We start from the raw sequence: 24,151 nt of genomic DNA on the forward strand, positions 1-24,151 counted from the left end.
CAAAATTTTTGAACGTTTATAATCGCCTCACACACGTTATCCACGTCTCATTAATCCCCACAACACATATATGAACAATGCAGCCAATAGAAACGCAGGTACGATAATGGGTTGTACCAGGTTGCCAATGGACATTGACGTCACTTGTGAACCAACCAAACTGAACGAACCAATCCCAACAAACAAAGCGACATTCCATAAGGCAAAAGGGAGTAATCTTCTTACTTTACTTCGATACCGCGTAATCATGATGATCATCACCAGTATGAAAAGGACCAGAAACAGCGATTCAGTGATTGACGTCCATCTTCCCAGTTGACTCATTGACTCGATCGCTTGGTCGCTTATGGAACCACCGGAAGTCCACTGTTGTGATTGAGCTATCCGATCCAATTCCAAGGAAACATAAATGCCATAAAATAAAATCATTAGTACGAGATACATAAGCATGGCTACGTTTATACGACGTTTATCTGGTTCTTTGTTTAAAATAAAGTTCATAGATTCACCTCTTAACCTGAATAATGGGTTATCACATGAAAACAACATTGAAACCGATCCGACACCAAAAATGGATATCTTTGTAGTATAATCCATTTGGTTCTGGATCGAAACCATGCACGAAGGAGGAGTGCTATGAAAAAGAAAATGTTCTTTTTGCTACTAGTTATAGTACTCGTTACTTCAGCGGTAATTATGATATGGTTTTCTGGGTTAGAACCTCCCGCATATCAGGTGGAAAATGATAACGATACCAACTTTTCAGGCTTGTATAACAAGGCATCATCATTACCCAATATCATTGAAATCATAAATGAAGAAGCAGCCCTACAATTACCTCTTAACGACGTCCCAGAGTATAAGCGCTACCTGATGAACGAACCGGACTTCCAAACTGAAATAGATCGTACACAATTGGAGGTATTGGAGGTGCCTTCTTCGGAAACATATACGATGCTAAAGTATAGCTGTGGAAACAAAGCTTGCTATACCCTTTTCGTGAAGACTGATGATGTAGGGACTCATAGCTTGCCGATGCCTGAGGGCATTTTACAAGATTATAAACTTTCCTCTGACTATTAGCAGGTGTTAATTCGATATGCTTATGATGAAGGCGGTCTGGTCAAGAGACAAATCCTTGTTGCCGTGGATCTCAAAAAATTAGAAATCATCCCATATGCATCAACTGAATTTGAACAAACATTCATGTTAAAACCGACCTGGCCCATCATCTCTTATGAATGGATAGACAATAACCATTTCACGATTGAAACAGCGGCATTAAAAACAAGTGAATATAACGTACTTAAGGATTGGTTTGATTCCAATGATCATGAAACGAGGAAGGTAATAATTCAGTTAAATTCATTGGATTAATTTTTGTTAATCAGAAACAAATTCAAAATTGAAATTAATCGGATCTTCTAAGGATGAACAAGTAAAACTTTATGCAGTTAAAGAAACGGAAGATGCAATTGAAAGAGTAACTCTAGATATAAATGGACGCACAAAAGATTTTTATTGGAGCATTTCTCATCATTCGGGAACGGAGCCGCAGTTATTTTATACCGATCTTACCGGTGATGGTAAGGAAGAGGCTGTAATAATCATTCAGACTGGCCGAGGGGCAGGCTTGGATAACTATGAAATTCATGTCGTTAACTCCGATAACTTATCGAAAATAAAAGTACAGCGTTATGAGGATATTGTTGCTGAGCATATTGATTCGCGTGTATCTAAAAATGATAATGGTACATTAGCGATTACAGTGAATTCACAAATGCAAGTAGATAACTTTAATTATGATTTTGATCCAGCACCAGACTACCATCAAGATGAGCTTTCTTTCGGCGGTGTAGTTATTTATACATTGGATAATCACAAAATTAAATTAAGTCTTCCAGGCTCTATTGGTATATCTCCTACATATGTGTGTGACTTCAATATCACGTATAACTTCGATAAAGCCGACAATGAATTTATTGTTGAGCAGATTAAATTTAAACCTATTAAATAAGGTAAAATGTCTTCAAAAAACGCTTAAAAACTTTCAATTCTACCCTACCTTTTCCGAAATGAAGCTGAGATAATGGGAGAGTAAACGGACATGAATCGTTCCCCGTATTGTTTATCATCTATGTCAACAAAATAAATGCTGCATATCCATAGGAGGATTATCAATGACTACACAACCACTGGAACTGATCCAATCCACTTCAGGCCAAGCGCTGCTTGCCCAAATGTATGGTCAGCAACAACTAGAAGAACAGACAGCACGTTATACGAAGCTCATTGGATCATTCGAACAGTATTTTGGCGTACAAGAGGGCAGCAAATTGTTCAGCGCGGCTGGACGCAGCGAAATTGGCGGCAACCATACAGATCATAACCATGGCAAGGTGCTGGCCGGCAGTATTACGCTGGATACGATAGCGGTGGCTACGCCAACGACGGATTCCGTGATTACCTTTTATTCAGAAGGCTATGACCAGAAATATGTAATCGATCTCACGGATCTGGCACCGAAGGCGGAAGACGACGGCACTACGGCTTTGATTCGTGGTATGGCTGCGGGATTTGGGGAGTTTGGATACAAAGTAGGTGGATTCCATGCGTACATCTCCAGTAATGTGTTCTCGGCATCGGGTCTGAGTTCGTCGGCATCGTTCGAGATGTTGATTTGTACGATCTTGAACCATTTCTACAACGATGGATCGCTGGATGTGGTGGTCATGTCCAAGATTGGTCAGTATGCGGAGAACAACTATTGGAACAAACCGTCAGGTCTGCTGGATCAGATGGCTTGTGCCTATGGAGGGCTAATTGCGATTGATTTTGAGAATCCGGCCGAGCCTGTAATTGAGCCTGTACAATGGGATTTTCAACAAAACGGTTACTCCTTGGTCATTGTGAATACAGGTGGAAATCACGCGGATCTGACGGAGGATTACGCTGCTGTACCTTATGAGATGAGAGCGGTTGCTAAGGCGCTGGGCAGCGAATATGTCCGCGAAATTACAGCCGAGGTGATCTACGCCAATCTCAAGCAGGTACGTGAAGCTGCTGGAGATCGTGCGGTGCTGCGTGCGCTGCATTTCTTGGAGGAAAACAATCGGGTGGACGGTCAGGTACAGGCCTTGCGGGAAGGGCGTTTTGCTGATTTCCTGAATCTGATTACGGCATCCGGGAACTCTTCCTGGAAGTGGCTCCAGAATGTATATCAGAGCGGCTCGGTGAAGGAACAGGAGATTGGTATCGCACTGGCGTTAACTGAAAATTATCTGCAAAAGCTGGGTGATGGCGCTTGCCGTATACACGGCGGTGGGTTCGCAGGGGTCATTCTGACGATTCTTCCCAACGAAAAAGTTCAGGAGTATATGTCCTGGATGCACGGCATGCTGGATACGCCAATTATTGTTGTTAATGTGCGTGCGCAGGGTGCGGTATGTTTGAACACATTAATCGAAAACGTGGGTTAATCTTGTCGTTGTAACACACTGCGTTGTATAACCTGTACAAATAGTTTTAAACGGTACATTATAGCGGTTCTCCAACTTGACGCTGGTCATGGAAGAGGATCGCTTTTTGCTGTGTATCATACGAGGGAAGATAGTCGGGTATAGGTTCATGTGATATGCTCGGGTGAATGAAGAATGCGGAGGGAAACACAATGATTAGAGCAATATACGCTTTGCGTGACGCACGTGTAGTCGCTGATTCAGGGACAATATTCCCGGTGCAGCTGCACCTGCCTCATCCCACGCTGATCATTCCCATGACAGAAGTGTCGGTTCGATTGAACGAGCGAAAGTATTGTGCGGGAAGTGGGAAATGTATTTTTTTGCATCCCTCCGAAGCAGAAGTTGTCCTTGAATCGAATGTACCGGGAGATTCGGTTACGGTCTATGTATTGGTTTTTGAGCGATACCAACTTGTTGAGAAGAAAGATACCAGTGTGCATTACGAGTTGAACCGAGAGCAGTTGCCGGAGGATGGTATTATCAAGTTCGCTCGCCATCTGCACGGACCGCTTGGGGAATTGATCCAGCGTGTAATGCAGTCTGTTGCACCTGAACAGAATCCCCGGGTGAGTTCGCTCTTGAATGATTTACTCCATCAGGTATTTGAGCATTGGAGTGATGCAGAAGGCCATTACGTACAGGACATGACGATTAAGCAGATATGTGCCTATATGCAGCAACATGTGGATGCAGATCTGAACCGGGCAGCACTTGCCCGAATGACCGGATTTAATGCGAGTTATTTCTCGTCGCTGTTTCGCAAAGAAACGGGGTGGAGCTTCGGGGACTATCTGAACCGTCTTCGTCTGGATGAGGCCAAGCGTTTATTGTTTACAACGAACGATTCGCTTCAGGATATTGCAATGCGGACAGGGTTTTCGGATGGTTCATATTTGAGTAAAACCTTCAAGAAGCATGTGCACATTACCCCAAGTGCATTTCGTCAATTGCAGCAAACGGAACAGATTGCGGCTGTGCAATTTGTAGGAGCTTTGCTCAGCATTGAATTGACTCCTATTATGACCACACAAGAAGTTGCAGGTTCATCCTTGCTTCTTGAGGAAGATTTGCAGGATACGGTCATTACGAACAACTCGGAGATGCTGGAGCGCTTAAGAGAGGTGAAGCCTGAACTGATTCTTGCGCCGACGTATTTCTATCATTTTCCGGAGGTGTTGAAAGAGATGGAGCAGGTGGCTCCGGTTATCATGCTGAATTGGGGCACAATGGACAAACTGGAGGAAGTGAGCCAAGTCGGCCGTCTGTTCGGCAGAGAACAAGAGGCGAAGGAGTGGATTTTCCGATACAAGGCAAGGGTGCTTGCAGCCCGAGAGTTGTTGCAGCAATTCATTTTGCCAGAAGAGACGGTGGGGACCTATGAATTGAATTATGATCAGCGCTGGCTTATGCCCCATGACAAAGTGAGGTCTGCCTATAATTTGTACCGGGCATTGAAGCTTCATCCGCCTGCACGGATTCAGACCGAGGTGCTGGAACAGGATAGGCCGTTGTTCATTACTGAAGAGGATTTGCCGAATTATACTGCTGACCACATGTTTGTTATTTTGCCTGCGTCTGATTATGGAGAAGATCTGGAGAAGCTGTTATCGCGTCAAATCTGGCGGCGGTTGGTCACGGAGGATGGATGTCGGGTATATCCGCTGATACTGAATGAATTTTGGATGGATGAGGGTGTATCGCTAGAGAAACAACTGGATATTCTGGTGCAATTGCTGACTGCCGGAGCGTGGAGCCAACCATAGTACATGAGACAAAGCCAACGATAACACATCGACGTTCGTTCCGCGGCACCGCTATAATAATGATTGTAATCGGGAATGATAATCATTATTAATTGGAGGGTGTCATGAAGAGAAAAGGGTTTACCATAGTGAAAATGATGTTCCTCGTTCTATTGGTTGCGATGCTCGCTGCCTGTGGTACAACAAGCAACACGGCAGCAACAGGAACCGGGACAAAGACAGAGGCGGCTTCCACAGGAGCAGACGAAGGACAGGCAGAAAATGCAGATACGGAGGCAGATGATGCGGAGTCTGCGACCCGGATTATTGATACACCTAACGGAGAATTGGAGATGCCCGTTCATCCTAAGCGAATTGTCGTTGACGGCTACCTCCTCAATTTGCTGGCACTCGGTATGAAGCCGGTGGGCGCAACCAGTTATGAATTGGAGAACAAAGTGATTCAGGATCAGATTGATGGCATAGGCAACATTGGCGAGCGCTCTTTGGAGAAGATGCTGGACCTGGAGCCGGACCTGATCATTACGTGGGTCAATCCGGCAGGAGATGCAAAGGTCATTGAACAATACAATAAAATTGCTCCAACGCTTGTACTTCCGTATAACCATTTCAAGGATACATATGAGAGCATGCGTTACTTCGGTGAACTGTTTGGCAAAGAGGCGGAAGCAGAAGCATGGTTGGCAGATCTGGATCAGATCTCTGCGGATGCACGTGAACAGATTAAACCGTATGTGTCCGCAGAGGATACCTTTGCGTTGATGGGTGTTTTTGTAGCGGACAAGAACTTCTACATCTATGGTGACGGCGGGTATCGTGGCGGGGAAGCCATTTATGAGCATATGAAGCTGAACCCGCCTGCGAAACAGGCTGCAGAAATGATCGGCAAGGAAACGTACCGACAGATTTCATACGAAGTCGTTGGCGAGTATGCCGGAGATTTTATTTTCCTGGATCAGGGTGAGATGCTCTCTGAAGTATGGGGAAGTAATGAAGGCGTGTGGAAGACGCTGGATGCGGTCAAAAACAATCGGGTGTTCCAGCTCGATCCGGACTTGTTCTGGGGGAACGACCCGATCTCTCTGAAGCTTCAGATTCAGGAGGTTGCGAAGATGATTGTGGAACGTGAGCAGGCGAATAAGAAGAATAAATAAGTGTGTTAAACCAAGTCCGGGCTTGCTCGGGCTTTTTGGTGTATACCTTTTTCTGTTGAATTTCAAACTTTGCAGGTCATTAACGTGTTGATAGGGTAGTGACTCGAAAAAAAATAGGCAGCGTTGTGGATTGCTATGCGCGGAAGGTTGAGATTTTCATATATATTTTCGTATGGAGGGATTGCGATGACTACACCTGCATTACAGGAGAAGGAAGAGGCGCGTTTGTATGACGAGTTGCGACGTACGCTGGAAGAAGTGGAGGAAGGAAAGCAGCGGCATAAAATGTTGAAGCATATGATCAGGCAACTCAAGTTTGCCAAATGGCGGAAAGAACGATCTCACTGGTTTAATCAATACTTCCAGGGTGCAAGGCCAGCAACACTTTGGATCATGTTAGCCACTGGGGCTCTTATGCCAGTTGTGTTATTCAGCATTTTTATATGGGTATCTTTGTGGGTGGAATGAGCCATGGAAGATTAGGGTAATTAACTTTGAATGAATAGCATGCTGGAGTGAGGGCAGTGGGCATGTGGGAATCATGTGAACAGTCACTGCCTAATAACTTCATTAGGATAAAGCTAGATTTCTTTCTTCACATATACACGCAAAAGTGAGATTTATTTCTGGTAACAACTGCCTAGGTACTTGAATGAACCTACTGCTATTACCTAAAAGGGATAAAGACTTTGTGCTCATTTTTCAGTTGTTTTGTACACGTTACACCGAAGATGCACTATAATGATTCTACTTCTTTTGGAAAAAAAGATGAAATCTAGTGAATTCGGTCCCTATTACATCATTAAAGAGCCAAGTATTTCTACAAGGCTCTTATATAAAAAACGTATAGGTTTCATTGCGTTAGGAAGAAATCATTTAATTAAGAGGCTTAATTTCATCAGGCACTGAACCCGTCTTGACTTCATAGGTATCATAATCGACCATAGTGAATATTTCCTGATCTTTGTTTCCTTTCACATATCCTGTTAACGAGACGGTATGGGATAAATCAGCGGGAATAAACTTATGGTCTGTGAATTCAACATCTATTCCATACTTTTCTTTAAAATAGGCTTGACTCGCCACTTGAGCTTTTTGGATAATCTCTTTTTTTTCGTTAGACATACATCCTCCTAAAGTGAATGATATGACGCAGATCATTAATATAAAAAGTAATTCTAATTTTTTCAATTAATCACCTCATATTCCTAATGTTGTCGTTTGATAATGTGCATTATACAACTTCCGTTAACTAGAAGAAAGGGTGAATAGGATGGATAAGTACATGACTGACGAATTATATTTAAAAGTATCTGAGCTTGCATATACGGATGTTCCTGCAGGCCGTAGTGATATTTTGGACAAGGAAGAGTACAAGGATTGGAGAACGATTGAACCAAAGGGGGCAAGTTTGCATAGTGCGTATTCAGGATTTGATGCTGTTGTGCTTGAGAATCCCAAAACAAATCAAGTTATCATCGGCTATAGAGGTACTGAACCTGAAGGTATTATTGGAAAAGCAGCTGATATTGAGACAGATGCCTTTGATGTTGTAGGTGGCAGAACCAGAAGGCTTGAAGATGCGATAACCGATCCAGAACGCCATAATATATTTAAAAATAGTCCCTTCAAGCTTATGAAGGATAACATGGATTGGGAAAATAATCAGTTTCACCAAGCTGAGGAATTGTATGAGGCGGTGAAGGTGGCGTACCCTGATTCAGATATTTCATTGACGGGTCATTCCCTGGGTGGCGGTTTGGCTCAATATGTAGCTGCTCGTCAGGATGTGTCTGGGATGACGTATAGTGCTCCTAGTGTAACGAATCTTTTGGATGATGTCAGTTTGGCCAAGGTGAATGAGGGTCATTTTGATAACAAAATGGTTAACGTGGTTCATCCCAATGATTCTGTTGGAGCTGGGGGAATAAGTGAATATGACAGGCACGTAGGAAGTACCGTGTATAAAGGTCAGGACTTTGACACCGCTAATGCGATGTATCAGAACTGGAAATTTCAGTTTCAGTTAAAGGTCCCTTTTCAGCCTCTGGGCGCAGGCTCACCCATGTTAGTTCATGACGTAAGAATAGGTGTGGATCTGGACAAGCTTCATGTTGGTGATATTATGAGATTTTTTGATTCGTTCTCGAAGGACGAAGGCAAAGGGTATCATTCCATGGATCAATATGAGTTTGATGAGAATGGAAATCTCAAAGGCCCATTAATAGACCGGAGTACAGGGGAAACCATTAATATTTCTCCAAGATGGACAGCACATCAGGAGGCCTTATCCACCTTCTCCAATTTGATGGCAGGGATTGTTCCTCCGTTGATCGCAGCAGCTACAGGATTTGTTATTGGAAAGACTGGGGGCAAGATTCAATTAACACCGGAAGAGTTAGCCCAGGCTGCTAGGGAGATGAGGCTAAGTTTAGATGGCTTCTCGAATGATGCCCAGGCTTCAATTCAGATGTTTCAGACTCATATATCTACCAGCGAAAGTCAGTCCTTTACACCCATCGCCTATAACGCAACAGCAACGTTACAAGCAATCAATCGTTGGTATCAGGAATCCATCAGCGAAATTGCGGAATATATTGAACGTAAAAGAGAAGATTTTGTAATCGCAGACCAACACTAATGCATTTCTACATAGAAGGACTAACAGGAGGAAATGAGAAATGGGCAGAATATCCGTATCCTTGTCTGATCTGAGGAGGGCTGTTCAGCAATGTGAGCAGTTGCAGCAACGGCTCATGCAGCAGGAACAGAAAATGCGCTCCATTCATGGTCGATTGCAGCAAGACTGGATCGGTACATCCGCAACAGAGCTGACACATAAGATGCAGTCATTTATGGATGGGGCATCTGCAAAGCTGACTGAACTCGAAGCTCATAAAGAAGAACTGAAGCGATATATTCGTAAAATGGAGGAAGCGGACAGAGAAGACCGCAGGGATCGCAGCAGGGTACAGTAATACCTCTTTACAAAAAAACAGTTAGATAGGAATGAACCTTCCCATCTAACTATTATGGTTTGTTATTTATACAGGGAGCAGAGTCATCTGAGTAACTGATACAAATTAATGTGTAGCTGACTTCGCCTTGTTTAGAGTCTGAATCTTCTCTTGCATGTACTGGTGGTAATCGCGAAAACTGCTGATGTGGTGCAAGGAATCGGAGTTTTCAGACTGTATCTTGATTTTACCGTCCTGGGGCAGTTTTTTCATCTCAGCAACCACTTGTTTCGAGCCTTGAATATCTCCTGCCATCTCCTGAATTCGTTGTAACAGCGTTGGATGGCCCTCATGTTGCAGCATTTCAGCGAGCGGTCTCATTTCCTCCAGCTTCTGGGTGGATCGTTCGAGGGTGGTCATTACTTTGTCTTCATCCAGGCTCGCATTCAGCGAAACCATGCGATGAATGTGATCCTTTTCCATCCGTTCCAACGCTTCCAGGTGGGAAGCCTCCAGTCGTTTGGGATCACTCCAGCTCTCGGTTTGAACGGTATCCTTCTGCTCCGAAGCATGGTTCATATTGGCATTGCCACATCCCCATAACAGCGTCGAGCAAGTTAACACCGTTCCAACGGCGATGATGCTTTTTAACCTCATGTTGTCACTCCTTCAATATTTTCCTTATGGTAGTATGAGCCGTAAATTGGTAATTATGCATACCAACCAAAGGTACAGAAGGTCCAACTTTTTAGCATAGGTATTGTTTATAAAGTAAAAGGATTGCTTGGTACAAACGGGGGGATCTCATGAAACTGTACACCAACAGCATTTGGCGATGGAGGCAGAATGGAAAATAATCTAATAGCCGGCTGCCGTCTTTATGTCATGCTACGGAAGGATGCTGTTTGTACGACAGCCAGCTTGAGGGAAGTTTTTTTGCCTGAAGTGACATTACCTTTTTACGAAATAACATTGAGCTTCTTTCATTGATGAGATTGCCCGAGTCCATTCAATATAAATAATACAACTTCTTCAATTTCACTTTTGCTAACAGAAGGTTTATTCAGAAGTACATAATTAGAAACAAAGAATCCGCCAACGACAGTGCTTAACAGCTTTAGAATGGATTCATTGGGGATGTCTTTAATTTCACCACGTTGTTTAAATATCTCAATGACCTTTACTAAACGTTTAGATGCCGCTTCAACAATGTATGGAAGTAATTCATGTCGAAGTTCCTCTTTATAGATCATTTCTTTTATAACGACCTGGAATATTTCCTTGTTTTTGGCGAAAAAGGTATTGCGATTAGTCATGAAAGATCTCAGGAATTCTTCAAATGAACGTTCTTCATTCATTAATTCCCCGAAGAGTTCATCTGCCATCGCAGGGAAAAATTCCTTTAGAAAAGGTACCATAATCGCTAACAATAAATTTTCCTTCGTTCCATAGTGCTTAAAAATCGTTCCTTCTGCAACGCCTGCTTTTTTTGCTATTTCAGACGTTGATGTATTGGAATATCCTTTTTCTGCGAAAGTCGCAATCGCAACCTCAATAATTTTCTTCTTTTTAACCGTTTGTTTATTGGACTTTTGAAGGATTTTAGCCATTTTATCCAACAGATTATCATGTACCAATGAATTCACCATCTTTACTTAACGCTGTATCGTTACCGTATTATAGCTTACGATACTTTTTTAGAGCAAACAAATTCAAGACGATAAACACGGCTGCAAAAGCCAATAGAATATATAAGTTGCTGCTAATGTCAGATAAGCTTAACCCTTGATACATGACTCCTTTTAACGCGTCCGCTGCGTAATATAACGGCATAAATTTGGCCAATATTTGTAGCCACTCCGCCATTCCCTCAATAGAGAAAATACCTGAAAAGAATATTTGTGGCACAATAACGATGGGAATGAACTGAATCATCTGGAACTCGGAACTTGCGAAAGAAGATAATAATATTCCAAGGGATAAAGCCACAAGAGCTACGATGACATTGATTAATATAACAGTCCCAATGGAACCTATTAAAACCATATCCAGCACATTAATTGCAAACAAAACAATGATAACGGTCTGAATAACGGCCAGCAAGCCGTACCCGACAAGATATCCTGTGACAATCTCGCCTCTTTTAATAGGTGTTGATAATAAACGCTCTAATGTTCCCGTGGTTCTTTCGTTTAATAGCCCAATGCCAGAGATTAAGAAAACGAAAAAAAAGACAAAGAATCCGACTAAAATAGGGCTAAAAGTATCAAAGAGCGCAGTATCACTGCTACCGTATACATAATTGGTTTTCACCAAATCTGGTGATAGAAGTTCACTCTGTATGCCATTTTCTTTCATTTGCATGAGTTGAATTTCTTTATTATAAATTTGCTTTACTTTCATTTCTAAGCTTTTTGCTATGGAGGGATCTTCATTAAGTAAGGTTATTGTTGCTTGATCGCCTTCAATTTGTAGAAATCCATCTAATTTTTGTTCTACGATCGTTTCATTCACATCTGAAATATTGTTATATTCCTTGACTTCAATATCTGCATCTTTTAATTTTTCAATTATGTGTTGATTCCCATTAGCCACTCCAAGTACAGGGTTAATCGTATTTCCATTAAACACTAAATTCATTAGGGTTAAAACTAATAAAGGAGCCACAAAAAGAAGTGCCAATGTCCGCTTATCTCTGAGTATTTGTAATAAAATCCGCTTAATAAGAGCTACGATTCTCATTGTGATTTCCTCCCTGCATTTAAAAATACCTCGTCAAGACTATTCACTTTATAATGGTCTTTCAATTGGCGAGGGGTCCCGGTTGCAATAAATGAACCATCTCTAACCATTGCGATGTAATCACATTTTTCTGCTTCATCCATGACGTGAGTTGTTACAATAATGGTTTTACCTTCTTCATTTTTTAATCGTGACAGCTCATTCCAAATACTTAATCTTAATTCAGGGTCGATTCCCACAGTAGGTTCATCCAGGATCAGAACTTTAGGGTTCTGAATCAAAGCGATAGCAAGAGATAACCGACGTTTCATTCCTCCTGAGTAAGTGGAGACTCGTTTGTTAAGATCTACTGTCAGGTTAACCAAGTCAGCGGTGTAGGCAATGCGTTTCTGCTTTTCGGCTTTATCCAGATTAAACAGGGATGCGAAAAACATTAAATTTTCTTTACCCGTAAGAGCCGTGTATAGCGCATCTGATTGGGCCATATATCCGATCTTCTGCAGGATATTTAAATTAGGCATTTTTTTACCTAATAAATAGACAGACCCTTGATCAGGAGTATCCATACCAACCATCATCTTGATTAAAGTTGTTTTTCCAGCTCCCGATGGCCCAATAAAACCGTAGATACGCCCTTCTTTAATATCAAAGTTGATATCTTTTAATACCACTTTTTTGCCGAAACTCTTCGTTAGTTCCTGAATTTGAATCGTATTTGTTTCGCTCATTTTGTAGTACTCCTCTCAAAAAAAGTGAGTGTTCAATCACTGTGATTTATTATAATAATAATGGATATTTTTATCAAGAAAAAAGTAAGTGGTTACTCACTTTATATATCAAGCTTATACACATTGAATATTTTTATTCCACTAACCTGCGCCACTGCATTCATCCCGTAATCGTGTGACTTCATTGAGCTTTCCAAACCCTCAAATCTCATTTTGCAAAATATTCACATCATCAACCCCAAAATCCCCTTGTCCGTTACGGTAGGGGATTTGTTATGGCTACACTTTCCTACGGAATTTACCCGTATATGGAATCGTAATATGAATGTCCAGCTTCTGAATGGAATCTTCCGTCAAGATCATCTTTGTACCATTGTTGGACAGCTTGCGCCAGAGGCTTGGATTTTTGCGATAAACCTTCTCCTGAAGTCCATAGACATCGACCCCACGCTTCAGACCTTCGCGATACGTTTGCAAGATTTGCTCCCTCAATGTCTTCTCGCTGAATTGGACCATCTCGTCATAGGAAACAGGGGTGAGATATTCATACAAGGCGGTAAGGTACTTGGCATTGATGTTGAAATGAACCTCATTCCCCCGAATGACAGGTACAATCTTGACGTTGGGCAAGCCAACGCTGAGCACGCCATAGATGGTTCCTTCGTTTTCAATAATCAGTGGCGCACGACGCATATCCTTAAGCAACCAGTGAAATCCAGGAAGCTTGCTATGGGGCAAATATTCAAAATCATCCCCGGTTCTTTCAAAAAATGCACCGTCAATGATAAACAGTTCATAATTCTTTTTGTTCTGCGACCAGTGTTCCTTGTTCATGGTGATGCAAGGCAGATACGTTGTCGTGGACGCATTGTTATGGGTGGCAATGAGTTTGAAACTGAGCACCGGAGGGTACAGCGATTCTTCCAGGAATGAGGGAAGCGGGTTATGCAGAATACTGTCCAGCGGCGACATATTGTAGATGGATGTGGCACTCAGAATATTTTCCAATGGATCGCGAGTGCCATACACCCAAGTTGTATAACGTGATTCCGGGAAACGTCCAAGCATATCGAACACTTCCTTAATATGCTTGCTTGTAAGGATACTTTCGGCCATAACAATGGCCGTTACATGGCCCCAGGCGATATGGAGCTGGGAACTTCGGAACAGTTCGTTTACCGCCAGATTTAATGTTCTCCCCGATGCATGTCCAACCCATACGGGTGGAGCTTCCGCCGTTTTGGTTGAATTTTCGCTCTTGGCTACACTGGCAAAGTCCATGCTCTGAACATACATATGATACAACCCGTCTTTATAATCGATCCCGATTGCTTTGGCATAATCCACCTGTTGAATCTCATATGCACTCCAGCACCCGCTGGTCACGAAACAAAGAGAGAGACTTAACAGCCCTAGCAACCATCGTTGTATAAGCCGCTTCATCGATCATTCCCTTCTTTGCGAGGCTCCTGCGTCTCCAGATAGACAGGTCTGCGTTTCATCCATCCTTTCGGAAGTTTGAACAAGGAGACCAGTGCCTGTTTGAAATTAAGCGGACTGAGTGGGGTCAGATAAGGAATCCCGAACGATTTCAGATCGGTCAGATAGATCAGGAACAGGATAATGGACAGAATGAACCCATATATGCCAAGGGATGCCCCCAGTACAAAACAGAAAAAACGCAAAATCAGAACAGAACTGGTCATGACCTGATTCACAATCGTTGCTCCAGCCACTACGGTTACGGCTATGACGACAATCATCAGCGGGGAAACCATGCCTGCACGGATGGCCGAATCCCCAATAATTAATCCGCCAACAACGGTCAACGTCTGACCAATGGCGCTGGGAAGCCTCACCCCTGCTTCCCGGAACAGCTCCATCAGAAGCATAATGAGAAACATTTCCATACCAGACTCCATAGGCAGACCCATGCGCCCGACCGAGATGGTGGCGACAAGCGGGAAGGGAAGCTGATCCATGTGGAATGAAGTCAGTGCAATATAGAAACCAGGCAAAAATACGGTCACCAATAGCCCGATAAAGCGCAGCATGCGGCCCACATTCACCGGAAGAAAAGGAAAACTGGCATCCTCTGGCGATTTGAGAAGCAGAAACAAATTAACCGGTCCGATGATGACGCTGGGATTGCCATCCACGATCAGGATGAAACGCCCGTTAAGAAGACATTCCGCGGCAAAGTCCGGTCTGCCTGTGTAATGGGTTAGCGGAAATAATGTAATTTTGGCAGGGGACAATAGTTCCTCCAGCTCGTTGGCGGTCATTATCCGCTCGGTGTCAATTTTGCGTAGTCGGTTCTTGACTTCATCAATCAAATCAGGATTGGCTATGTTTTTGATATACATCAGGGCGACTTTGGTAACGGACCGTGTACCAATTAATTCAATGTTACAAGCCAGTTCATTTGTACGCAGTCGGGTACGGACCAAAGCAATATTCACCGACAACCGTTCAATAAAGCCGTCCCGCGCCCCGCGAATGGAAACTTCCGTGGTGGATTCTTCCGGTGTCCGGGTAGGAATGTGGGAGATATCCATGCTCCACATTTTCTGCAGGGAAGGAATACAGATGAGCATATGTCCCTCAAATACCCGCAGGGACATGAGTTCCTTTCCCAGTGGATTGCTCTGTATGTCTATGCTTGTCCATTGCAGGGTAATGGACTTCTCGATATCTGATGCACGAACAAAGTGAGTACTCTCGTACGTTCGCGTCAATTCGGGAAGAATAATATCATATATGGATTTGCTGTCGACCATACCGCTGCAATACACGATCACAATCTGCTGCGGAGACTTCCCAATCATATGGCTGCTGATGATCACATCGTCTGAACCTGCAAAAAAAGTCGTCAGATTATGCTCATTGATTCGGAAGGATTCAGCCAGATGGGGGTTCTTCTTTGGTGTGGTTGTGAGCGGCATGAGCGGGAGCCTCCTTGTCTTTTTTGTGTATGAATGCGGCGAGGGTCAACAAGACTGTAACCACTGAAACATATGTCAGCATTACAGGAAATTGAATATGGTTTACATAATAGTCAATGTAATCAATTCTCCACCACTGTACAGCTATGGCGCACATGATGAAAGTGACGACTAGAACGGCAATGTATCTTTTCTTGGGCCTGCGAAAGTCCAGCAGATCGACGATAAGATAGATGGAGATCGCCACTCTGGCAAATGAACCGCTTAACCATTGATAGATGGACAGGAAATCCACGTGTTGGAGCAACTTCCCAATGTTCACCAGCTTCCATTGCTCATAGGGGCTATTTCGTTGTTTCGCTGCTTCCTCCGGACCGAACTCAACGATGGCTCCCAGCGTTGGGCCGATCGCCATACTGAGCATGAATAACCCGAGCAGCAGCAGATGCCACCAGCGAATTTTGCTTTTGATATCGTGTTGGAACAGCATCAATATCCAGATTTCCATCAGTCCCGCAAGCGAATAGATCATGCCTCTCAGGACAGGACCTGCACCATATTCCATGATAGGAAACAACTGGCCGTAGTCCTTATATTTCATGTTGGCTGACATCACGAAATATCCAAGCAGGATCACAAATGGAAGCAGAAGACTTGAAGTCATGGCAATGGAACGGATACCTTTGGCAGCCGCCCAGGCAGCAACCAGTGCTCCTACGCCTGCAAGCACATAGGGTGGGGTGAATTGCAGATAGGTAGATACCGTCCAGTTCGTTGTTTCATATAAGGTATGTGAACCGAGTGCAAGCAGCATGAGTGAGGCAGTAATACGAAAAATCCATGAAGGAATTGCACCAAATTCCCGCGTGATCCAGTCCGTCAAACGCTGCCCGCGTACCCGTCGGATAATAACGAACATCATGCATAGGAACAACATAAAGAAAGGAGCAGCAGCGACTACCGATAGCCAGCCATCTCTACCTGCATAATCCAGAATCGCCGGAATGGACAGAACATGGCACACGAGTCCTGCGCTTAACAAAATGATGGAAAAGGAAAGCCATATCGTGATTTCTCCCTTTTCACGGCTCATGGGAATTCTCCTTTCCGTTCAAGGAAGTTTCCGTTAGGTTGTACAGGAAATGGATTTTCGATTCCTGTTTTATTTTTTTGAACAATAGAAGACGAAACAAGATAGACGGAAGAGACAGAAAGCATTAACATAACAGATATAGCAAGTTTAGAAGACAAGCTCCAAACGAAGTATAGAGAAATAGGAGGAAACCTACGATGACAAATACAACAAAGGCACCTGGAGAGACGAAAGTTGGCTTTATCGGTACAGGCGTGATGGGCAAAAGCATGGCAGGGCACATCCAGCAGGCAGGCTATCCGCTCCATGTCTATACGCGCACGGCCGCCAAAGCGGAAGCGTTGGTGAAGGAAGGTGCCGTATGGCATGACACACCAGGCAAACTGGCAGCCGAGTGTGATGTCATCATTACGATGGTGGGGTATCCAAAGGATGTTGAGGAGATTTATCTTGGTGAAGATGGTCTTGTGGCGAACGCCAAACCGGGTTCGTATCTGATTGACATGACCACATCCAGTCCGCTGCTGGCTGCACGGATCTATGAAGCCGCGGAAGCGAAAGGACTGCATGCATTGGATGCACCAGTTTCCGGTGGGGATATTGGAGCACGTGATGCCAAACTGTCCATTATGGTTGGCGGTAGTACAGAGGCCTTTGAAGCGGTTCGTCCGTTGTTCGAGCAAATGGGCACCAATATTGTGCTGCAAGGTAAGGCCGGAGCAGGACAGCATACCAAAATGTGCAACCAGATCGCCATTGCTTCAGGCATGATGGGTGTATGCGAGGCGCTCGCTTATGCCAAGACATCGGGTCTGGACGCAGAGAATGTGCTAAAGAGCATCGCTACCGGCGCAGCCGGAAGCTGGTCGCTTAGCAATCTCGGTCCGCGCATGATCGCTGGCGATTATGAGCCTGGATTCTATGTGAAACATTTTATCAAAGACATGGGTATCGCTCTCGAATCTGCCAAAGCCATGGGTATGAAGACGCCAGGGTTGGCCTTGGCTGAATCCTTGTATCAGGAAATATCCAGCAACGGTCTGGATGAGAAGGGTACACAGGTGCTTTACACATATTATTTACAGGCTTAATCCTCACAGCCAAGATAACGGCGTATTCTTTTTCTTCAATAGAAAGGAATACGCTGTTTTTATAAAATTTCCCCTTCTGGTATGCGTCTAAAGTCACAGTATTGGTTAAAGAATCGTATATACTTTAGTTGAACAATGGATTTTTGGCCCTCTTCCCTTTATTTCTGCCCCTCTTTATCCGACATAAGTAATAGAAGTATACATAATGGATGTGCGAAACCCACACTACATAGAACGGAGCTTGCCCATGTTCAAAAAAATCCTGTCTCTGTTCAAGTCACAGCCAGAGCTCGCGAACCAGATATCAGCTTCCGCTTCATCTTTACCGTCAATGGCTCCCATTCCCACACGTATGGTCCGCAGCCGACGCAAAAAAACGAAATCAGATGGAGATTGGACCCGTCAGCCAGAGGAACCAAGCACTGCCCAGCAGCTGCATGCTCTTCCGGGTGAATACAAAGTTCTGAACGACTTGCTTGTTGCCAATACTAAGTCCCGCTCGGGTTATTCATCGATTGATCATGTCGTCATTGGTCCGCGGGGGATCTTCGTGATTGAGACACGAAACCTGACGACAGGTGAGATTCGTGGCGGCCGAAGAGAGGCCAACTGGACAGTCAGCAGCAGCCGAATCAAGATGTATAACCCATTGATGCAGCACCGGGGGCATGTGGAGGCCATTCAGGCACACCTCGGCGATTATAAAAGAGTTCGTCTCGTCTCCATGGTGACATTCACCAATCGCTGCCGGATCAGTGTTGATCCAGCTGTGCGGTATGTCAATTCGGATGAACTGATTATCTATGATCATGAATTGGTGGAGACCATTCTGCGCAAAACGGAAAGGCTTGAGACCGAAGTCCCCGAAACGTTGTATAAGGAACAGGATATTCAGGCGATCTACAACATGTTGTCCGCAGTCAATTCCACGGATCCCCAGATTCGGGCTGACCATATGGAAAAGGCTAAAGGCATTAAATAAGAGGAATCTGAACCTGTTACATCATCCATGCGCGATGAATTGAAACGAATAATACAACATAGCCAGTCATACTTATCAACACGGTTGTCCTTCATGGATGACCGTGTTTTTTGTTCTCTCCGTAATTGAGAATAGGACAGGCAGAAATGCAGCATAAGCATGCAGGCACATTGTCTTATACACCCAGTATTTAACTTATGATAAAATAAAGACCAGATTACATAGTGATCTATCTATGTTATCCGAAAGGATATTTATGGAGTGAACTGTTCATGAATTGAAGTAGAGGTGGATGTAATACAGGTACATACATAAGATAAGGGGAAGATTATACGATATGAGATGGAATCATAGAATCAAAATGTTTACGGCCATTTTCAGCTTGGTTGCCGTTCTGACCGCATGTGGCGGTGGGGCGAAGGAAGCAACAACGAAGGAGCCAACCCAGGATGCTGGTACAGTAGCAACAGCGACCAATAGCTCGGACACTTCAACGGCTGACTCGTCGGCTGCAGATACGAATGCAGAAGACTCTGCGGACACATCCTCAGCATCCGGCGCAGCAGGGTCCTCGTCGGAAGACGGTAAGATTGGACTGGATTCCACACTGGAGCAATTGAAGCAGGAGTATGCGGACAAGCTGGGCTATATCCGTGTGCCGCTTAATGATCATCCGGTGCGCAGGGTAAGTGAAGAAGGCTCCAAAAATATTAATATCGCCAACTATAGTGATGCGGTAGTGAATATGAACACAGGTATTCCAATCCATTCCGATTCACAGCGTTTGATCGATGATGCCTTTCCTTTTTTCACAACCGTTCAGGCACCAGAAGTGTCCTATGTATCATGGGAAGAAGCAACCAATCTGGAGCGTGCCATGGTGAAGACGTTGTTTATCTCTCGTCAGGCCCTGCTACTTACGGAGGATGCCATGAAGAACAAGGATTACACAAGCCAGTCCTTTACGGACTCAATGGAATTTTTCAAGAATGCAGCAGAGTTCGACTCGATGGCACCTGTCGCGCAGCATACGTATGACATCACTTTAACGAAACTTTACGATAAAGCCCGCGACGTGTGGGGCAAGCTGGCTGCAATTGATCCGAAACAGGACGAAGCTGCATTTGCCGAGAAGTATACTGAAGCCAGAACAGAAGCGAATAACGTGATGGGGCTGCTGAATATTTTGCTATCTGCCAATGAAGAAGAACGTTTGGAGCAGACATACGGTAAATAAATATGATGTATCGTTGCAAGAGTATGTTTGGTGTAACTGGAATATATCAAAAAAAATCATAAACCAAAATCATCGCTCCTGGGCAATCTGCCCAGGTTTTTTGTTGCAGATGAATGTTCACTCCAAGTCTAATTCAGGTTAATAATAAGAAGGAAAGAAGATATTAGCGATTTGAAGGTTCAAAATGCGATATAATAAGCGTATTGGATACGTGAAATTTTACATAGAGTTATGGAAAGAGACTAACGGAGCTGGCTGCGTGTACATACCGAATCGTCACGAAGATTAGACGCTCTGGGCCGGAGGAATGTAAATGATCAAGCTGTTGTACTACTTGAAGAAGTATCGAGTCGCCGCCATCGCAGCACTGGTCATGATGCTGATTGAATTGACGGTCGAACTGGCTCAACCCTATTTAATCTCGAAGATCATTGATAACGGTATCCAGCAAGGAGATCTGTCAGTGGTTTGGCTATGGGGTGGGGTGCTTGTGGGCAGTGCCGTCGTGGCGTTTGCCGCGGGTATTGCGAGTTCTTTTTTTGCGTCACATGCGAGCCTCGGCTTCGGTTACGATCTGCGGGAGAAGCTGTATGATAAAGTGCAAGCGTTCTCTTATGCAGTGTTTAACCGTTTTGCCACATCATCCCTGATTACCCGATTGACCGGGGATGTTACACAGGTGCAGGATACGGTGTTTATGAGTCTGCGATTCATGACGCGTGTGCCGCTGGTGGTGATTGGGAGCATGATTATGGCGGTAGTGGTGAATCCGAAGTTGGGTCTGCTGCTCGTTGTGATGGTGCCTGTGCTGCTCGTGTTTGTTATCTGGATGATCAAAAAGGCAGCGCTGCTGTTCCGCAATGTGCAGCGCAGACTGGATGCCGTTAACGGTGTCATCCAGGAAAATCTGACAGGCATCCGGCTGATCCGTGTCTTCGTCCGGATGGGCCACGAGATTGAACGCTTCGCCGGGTATAGCGGCAAGCTGATGAAGGGCACAATCTCCGCGCTGCGCTTGACGGAGACGACGATGCCATTCATGCTGTTCATGATGAATGGCTGCATCATCGCCGTGCTATGGTTTGGACGACGTGACATCACTACCGGAAGTGCAACCGTGGGTGAAGTGGTCGCCGTCATTAACTATCTGCTTCGCACTATTGGCGCCATGTCTGCACTGTCATGGATTCTGGTGACTTTCTCCAGAGCGAGTGCTTCGGCACAGCGGCTTAATGAAGTTTTTGATACGGAGGAAGTCTCGGAAGCAGGTCAATCGATGGAAACAGACCGTTCTGCACAAACGGGTAAAGGGAAAGGCAATTCTGTTATCCAGGGTGCAGTTGATTTTCGGGGTGTAGGATTCAGCTATCCAGGCAGTGAAATTACCGTGCTGGAGGACATTACATTCTCAGCCAAACGAGGTGAGCGAATCGCCATCATGGGAGCGACGGGCTCCGGTAAATCCTCACTGGTACAGCTTATACCAAGGCTTTATACCGAAGATCAAGGCAACGTGCGTATCGATGGTAATGATGCAGAACAGTTGGACATTTCCACATTACGCGGAGCCATTGGTTATGTGCCGCAGGAGGTGGTCCTCTTTACCGGATCGGTACGCGATAACATCGCCTGGGGGCGGGAGGACGCAACGCTCGAAGAGATTAAGGAAGCAGCGCGGCGTGCCCAAATTCACGAGACTATTGAGAATCTGCCGAATGGCTACGATACACAACTGGGACAGCGGGGAGTCAATCTGTCGGGTGGACAGAAGCAGCGGCTCTCGATTGCCCGTGCATTGATTCGTCGTCCAAGCATCTTGATTCTGGATGACAGTACAAGTGCTCTCGATGTAGCCACGGAAGCAAGGCTGCTGGGAGCACTGGAAGAGCTGTCGTGTACAACGTTCATTATTACGCAGAAGATCAGTTCAACCACCTCTGCGGATCTGATTCTGCTGTTGGACGATGGACGTCTGATTGGACAGGGGAAACATGAGGATCTGATGGATTCATCCGAACTGTATCGCCGAATCTATGAATCACAATACGGGGAGGGTACACCACATGTTCAAAGCATTCATTGAACCTTTCCGTCAGCCCCCACCGCCGATTGATCCCGAGACGCTGAAGGCAGGTGGAGGTCGCAAACCGAAGGCAAGGGCGAAGAACTGGTCCGGTACGTTAGGCCGGATCTGGGCGTATCTGGCCCGTCGCAAGGTCAAGCTGACGATGGTGCTGTTGATGGTATTTGCCAGTTCCGCGCTCGCTTTGCTTGGACCTTATATGGTCGGTGTAGCTGTGGATAAATTCATTGATGGAGAAGCAACGAGTTCCAGCTGGACGACATTTTTATTGGGTCTGGTGGCCGTCTATGTTCTCTTTTCCTTGTCGTCATGGCTGCAAAATATATGGATGATCGAAATTGCACAGGAGACCGTGTTCCGCATGCGGTATGATCTGTTCTCCCATCTGCACAAACTGCCGATTCCATTCTTCGGCAAGCGTCAGCAAGGAGAGATCATGAGCCGGGTCACCAACGACATTGAGAATGTCAGCGGTACGCTGAACAGCTCGGCCATCCAGATTTTCTCCAGTGTGTTAACACTAATCGGAACGTTTGGCGTGATGCTTTGGTTAAGTCCGCTGCTGACCTTGCTTACATTTATCGTCGTACCGCTGATGGCCATTGGCATGCGCTGGATTACGCGTAGAACCGGCCCATTGTTCAAGCAGCGTCAACGTAATCTCGGCGAACTTAATGGGTACATTGAGGAAACCTTGTCCGGCCAGAAGATTATCAAGGCTTTCTCGCAAGAGGAACGGGTCATTCGCGGGTTTGAGGAACGAAATACGAAAATCCGGTTGTCTGGTTTCTGGGCACAGACCATCTCCGGTTTTATTCCAAAGCTGATGAATGGCCTGAACAACCTGAGCTTTGCGATTGTCGCAGGCATCGGCGGGATCTTGGCGATTCAAGGTTCCGTTACAGTCGGCGTGATTATCATTTTCGTAGAATATGCCCGTCAGTTTACCCGTCCGCTCAACGATCTGGCCAACCAGTGGAACACATTGCTGTCTGCGATTGCTGGGGCAGAGCGCGTGTTCGAGGTATTGGATGAGGATGAAGAAGCGAAGGATGAAGGTGCAGCAGTATCTCTTGAAAAGGTAGAGGGAGCCGTTCGCTTCGACAAAGTATCCTTTGGATACGATGAAGGACGCAATATTTTGCATGAAATTAACTTTGAAGCCAAGCCGGGCGAGATGATTGCTCTGGTAGGTCCGACCGGAGCAGGGAAAACAACATTGATTCAGCTGTTATCCCGCTTCTATGATCCTACATCCGGTACACTAACGGTGGATGGACGTGACATTACGACCATTCGGCGCGAGAATTTACGCTCACATATGGCATTTGTTCTTCAAGATTCATTCCTGTTCCAGGGCACGATTCGGGAAAATATCCGTTTCGGCCGCCTGGATGCGACCGACGAAGAGGTGGAAGCTGCTTCGAGGCTGGCAAATGCGCATTCGTTCATCATACGGATGAAGGATGGGTATGACAAAGTGCTTCAGGCCGACGGAAGTGGCATCAGTCAGGGACAGAAGCAGCTACTTGCGATTGCCCGGGCAATTCTGGCTGATCCGTCCATCCTTGTATTGGACGAGGCGACCAGCAGTATCGATACCGTCACGGAGATCAAAATCCAGGAAGGGCTGCAGCGCCTAATGCAAGGCCGCACCAGCTTTGTTATCGCTCACAGGCTGAACACGATCCGCCAAGCCGATCGTATTCTTGTACTGAAGGATGGTCAGCTCTTGGAGCAAGGTTCGCATGACGCATTGCTCGAACAAGGTGGCTTCTACAGCGAACTGTATTACAGTCAGCTGCGGAACAAGGCGCAATAGAATAAAAAAGAGCGAGTAACTGAACCTCAAAAG

22 protein-coding genes are annotated in these 24,151 nt (G+C 45.0%); 13 read left to right on the forward strand and 9 right to left on the reverse strand.

The window, feature by feature from the left end; all coding sequences use genetic code 11:
- Positions 1–36 precede the first annotated feature (36 nt).
- Entirely contained in the window at positions 37–501 is a 465-nt protein-coding gene (locus RS891_RS05070) for a hypothetical protein (RefSeq protein WP_315794640.1), read from the reverse strand.
- Between the two features lie 135 nt (positions 502–636).
- Here RS891_RS05070 and RS891_RS05075 point away from each other — a divergent pair, with 135 nt between their 5' ends.
- From RS891_RS05075 to RS891_RS05100, 6 genes are all read left to right on the forward strand, one after another.
- Entirely contained in the window at positions 637–1,083 is a 447-nt protein-coding gene (locus RS891_RS05075) for a hypothetical protein (protein ID WP_315794641.1), read from the forward strand.
- A gap of 322 nt (positions 1,084–1,405) precedes the next feature.
- Positions 1,406–2,017 carry a hypothetical protein gene (locus RS891_RS05080; protein ID WP_315794642.1) on the forward strand — a complete coding sequence of 204 codons (612 nt, stop codon included), beginning with the start codon at positions 1,406–1,408 and terminating at the stop codon, positions 2,015–2,017.
- Between the two features lie 163 nt (positions 2,018–2,180).
- Positions 2,181–3,479 (forward strand): galactokinase, encoded by a 1,299-nt coding sequence (locus RS891_RS05085; protein WP_315794643.1) that lies wholly within the window; start codon positions 2,181–2,183, stop codon positions 3,477–3,479.
- A gap of 191 nt (positions 3,480–3,670) precedes the next feature.
- A complete protein-coding gene (locus tag RS891_RS05090) occupies positions 3,671–5,284 on the forward strand; it encodes a helix-turn-helix domain-containing protein (protein ID WP_315794644.1) in 1,614 nt (537 codons plus the stop codon).
- Positions 5,285–5,388: 104 nt separating this feature from the next.
- Entirely contained in the window at positions 5,389–6,438 is a 1,050-nt protein-coding gene (locus RS891_RS05095) for an ABC transporter substrate-binding protein (RefSeq protein ID WP_315794645.1), read from the forward strand.
- A gap of 186 nt (positions 6,439–6,624) precedes the next feature.
- Complete coding sequence (locus RS891_RS05100) at positions 6,625–6,906, forward strand: hypothetical protein (protein WP_315794646.1); 282 nt, start codon at positions 6,625–6,627, stop codon at positions 6,904–6,906.
- 408 nt (positions 6,907–7,314) lie between these two features.
- Here RS891_RS05100 and RS891_RS05105 read toward each other — a convergent pair whose 3' ends face one another.
- The gene (locus RS891_RS05105; protein WP_315794647.1) at positions 7,315–7,563 is read right to left on the reverse strand and encodes a DUF1433 domain-containing protein; all 249 of its coding nucleotides are present in this window, start codon (positions 7,561–7,563) and stop codon (positions 7,315–7,317) included.
- A 160-nt stretch (positions 7,564–7,723) separates the two neighbouring features.
- Here RS891_RS05105 and RS891_RS05110 point away from each other — a divergent pair, with 160 nt between their 5' ends.
- Both RS891_RS05110 and RS891_RS05115 read left to right on the forward strand, forming a co-directional pair.
- Positions 7,724–9,079 (forward strand): Tle-like phospholipase domain-containing protein, encoded by a 1,356-nt coding sequence (locus RS891_RS05110; RefSeq protein WP_315794648.1) that lies wholly within the window; start codon positions 7,724–7,726, stop codon positions 9,077–9,079.
- A gap of 40 nt (positions 9,080–9,119) precedes the next feature.
- Complete coding sequence (locus tag RS891_RS05115; protein WP_315794649.1) at positions 9,120–9,416, forward strand: WXG100 family type VII secretion target; 297 nt, start codon at positions 9,120–9,122, stop codon at positions 9,414–9,416.
- Positions 9,417–9,521: 105 nt separating this feature from the next.
- Here RS891_RS05115 and RS891_RS05120 read toward each other — a convergent pair whose 3' ends face one another.
- The 7 genes from RS891_RS05120 to RS891_RS05150 all read right to left on the reverse strand — a co-directional run bounded on the left by RS891_RS05120 (position 9,522) and on the right by RS891_RS05150 (position 16,903).
- Positions 9,522–10,052 (reverse strand): hypothetical protein, encoded by a 531-nt coding sequence (locus tag RS891_RS05120; RefSeq protein WP_315794650.1) that lies wholly within the window; start codon positions 10,050–10,052, stop codon positions 9,522–9,524.
- Positions 10,053–10,378: 326 nt separating this feature from the next.
- Positions 10,379–11,032 carry a TetR/AcrR family transcriptional regulator gene (locus RS891_RS05125; protein WP_397386897.1) on the reverse strand — a complete coding sequence of 218 codons (654 nt, stop codon included), beginning with the start codon at positions 11,030–11,032 and terminating at the stop codon, positions 10,379–10,381.
- Positions 11,033–11,072: 40 nt separating this feature from the next.
- On the reverse strand, positions 11,073–12,137 hold the full coding sequence (locus RS891_RS05130) for an ABC transporter permease (protein WP_315794651.1): 1,065 nt from the start codon (positions 12,135–12,137) through the stop codon (positions 11,073–11,075).
- Positions 12,134–12,865, reverse strand: coding sequence for an ABC transporter ATP-binding protein (locus RS891_RS05135; RefSeq protein ID WP_315794652.1), 732 nt, complete (start codon positions 12,863–12,865; stop codon positions 12,134–12,136). The genes RS891_RS05130 and RS891_RS05135 overlap by 4 nt, the downstream gene beginning before the upstream one ends.
- Positions 12,866–13,144: 279 nt before the next feature.
- Positions 13,145–14,308 (reverse strand): Ger(x)C family spore germination protein, encoded by a 1,164-nt coding sequence (locus RS891_RS05140; protein ID WP_315794653.1) that lies wholly within the window; start codon positions 14,306–14,308, stop codon positions 13,145–13,147.
- Positions 14,305–15,810, reverse strand: a complete 1,506-nt coding sequence (locus RS891_RS05145; protein ID WP_315794654.1) for a spore germination protein — start codon at positions 15,808–15,810, stop codon at positions 14,305–14,307. The genes RS891_RS05140 and RS891_RS05145 overlap by 4 nt, the downstream gene beginning before the upstream one ends.
- Complete coding sequence (locus RS891_RS05150) at positions 15,767–16,903, reverse strand: GerAB/ArcD/ProY family transporter (RefSeq protein WP_315794655.1); 1,137 nt, start codon at positions 16,901–16,903, stop codon at positions 15,767–15,769. Before RS891_RS05150 ends, RS891_RS05145 begins: the two co-directional genes overlap by 44 nt.
- Before the next feature lie 197 nt (positions 16,904–17,100).
- Here RS891_RS05150 and RS891_RS05155 point away from each other — a divergent pair, with 197 nt between their 5' ends.
- The 5 genes from RS891_RS05155 to RS891_RS05175 all read left to right on the forward strand — a co-directional run bounded on the left by RS891_RS05155 (position 17,101) and on the right by RS891_RS05175 (position 24,118).
- The gene (locus RS891_RS05155) at positions 17,101–17,994 is read left to right on the forward strand and encodes an NAD(P)-dependent oxidoreductase (RefSeq protein ID WP_076290322.1); all 894 of its coding nucleotides are present in this window, start codon (positions 17,101–17,103) and stop codon (positions 17,992–17,994) included.
- 247 nt (positions 17,995–18,241) lie between these two features.
- Positions 18,242–18,976: a nuclease-related domain-containing protein gene (locus tag RS891_RS05160; RefSeq protein ID WP_315794656.1), complete on the forward strand. Its 735-nt coding sequence runs from the start codon at positions 18,242–18,244 to the stop codon at positions 18,974–18,976.
- Between the two features lie 337 nt (positions 18,977–19,313).
- Complete coding sequence (locus RS891_RS05165; protein ID WP_315794657.1) at positions 19,314–20,213, forward strand: hypothetical protein; 900 nt, start codon at positions 19,314–19,316, stop codon at positions 20,211–20,213.
- A gap of 313 nt (positions 20,214–20,526) precedes the next feature.
- On the forward strand, positions 20,527–22,296 hold the full coding sequence (locus RS891_RS05170; RefSeq protein WP_315794658.1) for an ABC transporter ATP-binding protein: 1,770 nt from the start codon (positions 20,527–20,529) through the stop codon (positions 22,294–22,296).
- Entirely contained in the window at positions 22,277–24,118 is a 1,842-nt protein-coding gene (locus tag RS891_RS05175) for an ABC transporter ATP-binding protein (protein ID WP_315794659.1), read from the forward strand. The genes RS891_RS05170 and RS891_RS05175 overlap by 20 nt, the downstream gene beginning before the upstream one ends.
- The last annotated feature ends 33 nt before the right edge of the window (positions 24,119–24,151 follow it).

The organism is Paenibacillus sp. BIC5C1, from assembly GCF_032399705.1.
GTDB classification, from domain to species: domain Bacteria; phylum Bacillota; class Bacilli; order Paenibacillales; family Paenibacillaceae; genus Paenibacillus; species Paenibacillus taichungensis_A.

Bases quoted from the DNA above. Each gene is read 5' to 3' on its own strand.
- RS891_RS05150 (WP_315794655.1), bottom strand. From the start codon at position 16,903: ATGAGCCGTGAAAAGGGAGAAATCACGATATGGCTTTCCTTTTCCATC.
- RS891_RS05130 (WP_315794651.1), bottom strand. From the start codon at position 12,137: ATGAGAATCGTAGCTCTTATTAAGCGGATTTTATTACAAATACTCAGA.
- RS891_RS05120 (WP_315794650.1), bottom strand. From the start codon at position 10,052: ATGAGGTTAAAAAGCATCATCGCCGTTGGAACGGTGTTAACTTGCTCG.
- RS891_RS05115 (WP_315794649.1), top strand. From the start codon at position 9,120: ATGGGCAGAATATCCGTATCCTTGTCTGATCTGAGGAGGGCTGTTCAG.
- RS891_RS05090 (WP_315794644.1), top strand. From the start codon at position 3,671: ATGATTAGAGCAATATACGCTTTGCGTGACGCACGTGTAGTCGCTGAT.
- RS891_RS05135 (WP_315794652.1), bottom strand. From the start codon at position 12,865: ATGAGCGAAACAAATACGATTCAAATTCAGGAACTAACGAAGAGTTTC.
- RS891_RS05175 (WP_315794659.1), top strand. From the start codon at position 22,277: ATGTTCAAAGCATTCATTGAACCTTTCCGTCAGCCCCCACCGCCGATT.
- RS891_RS05155 (WP_076290322.1), top strand. From the start codon at position 17,101: ATGACAAATACAACAAAGGCACCTGGAGAGACGAAAGTTGGCTTTATC.
- RS891_RS05170 (WP_315794658.1), top strand. From the start codon at position 20,527: ATGATCAAGCTGTTGTACTACTTGAAGAAGTATCGAGTCGCCGCCATC.
- RS891_RS05110 (WP_315794648.1), top strand. From the start codon at position 7,724: ATGACTGACGAATTATATTTAAAAGTATCTGAGCTTGCATATACGGAT.
- RS891_RS05160 (WP_315794656.1), top strand. From the start codon at position 18,242: ATGTTCAAAAAAATCCTGTCTCTGTTCAAGTCACAGCCAGAGCTCGCG.
- RS891_RS05100 (WP_315794646.1), top strand. From the start codon at position 6,625: ATGACTACACCTGCATTACAGGAGAAGGAAGAGGCGCGTTTGTATGAC.
- RS891_RS05145 (WP_315794654.1), bottom strand. From the start codon at position 15,810: ATGCCGCTCACAACCACACCAAAGAAGAACCCCCATCTGGCTGAATCC.
- RS891_RS05085 (WP_315794643.1), top strand. From the start codon at position 2,181: ATGACTACACAACCACTGGAACTGATCCAATCCACTTCAGGCCAAGCG.
- RS891_RS05070 (WP_315794640.1), bottom strand. From the start codon at position 501: ATGAACTTTATTTTAAACAAAGAACCAGATAAACGTCGTATAAACGTA.
- RS891_RS05095 (WP_315794645.1), top strand. From the start codon at position 5,389: ATGAAGAGAAAAGGGTTTACCATAGTGAAAATGATGTTCCTCGTTCTA.
- RS891_RS05105 (WP_315794647.1), bottom strand. From the start codon at position 7,563: ATGTCTAACGAAAAAAAAGAGATTATCCAAAAAGCTCAAGTGGCGAGT.
- RS891_RS05140 (WP_315794653.1), bottom strand. From the start codon at position 14,308: ATGAAGCGGCTTATACAACGATGGTTGCTAGGGCTGTTAAGTCTCTCT.
- RS891_RS05165 (WP_315794657.1), top strand. From the start codon at position 19,314: ATGAGATGGAATCATAGAATCAAAATGTTTACGGCCATTTTCAGCTTG.
- RS891_RS05075 (WP_315794641.1), top strand. From the start codon at position 637: ATGAAAAAGAAAATGTTCTTTTTGCTACTAGTTATAGTACTCGTTACT.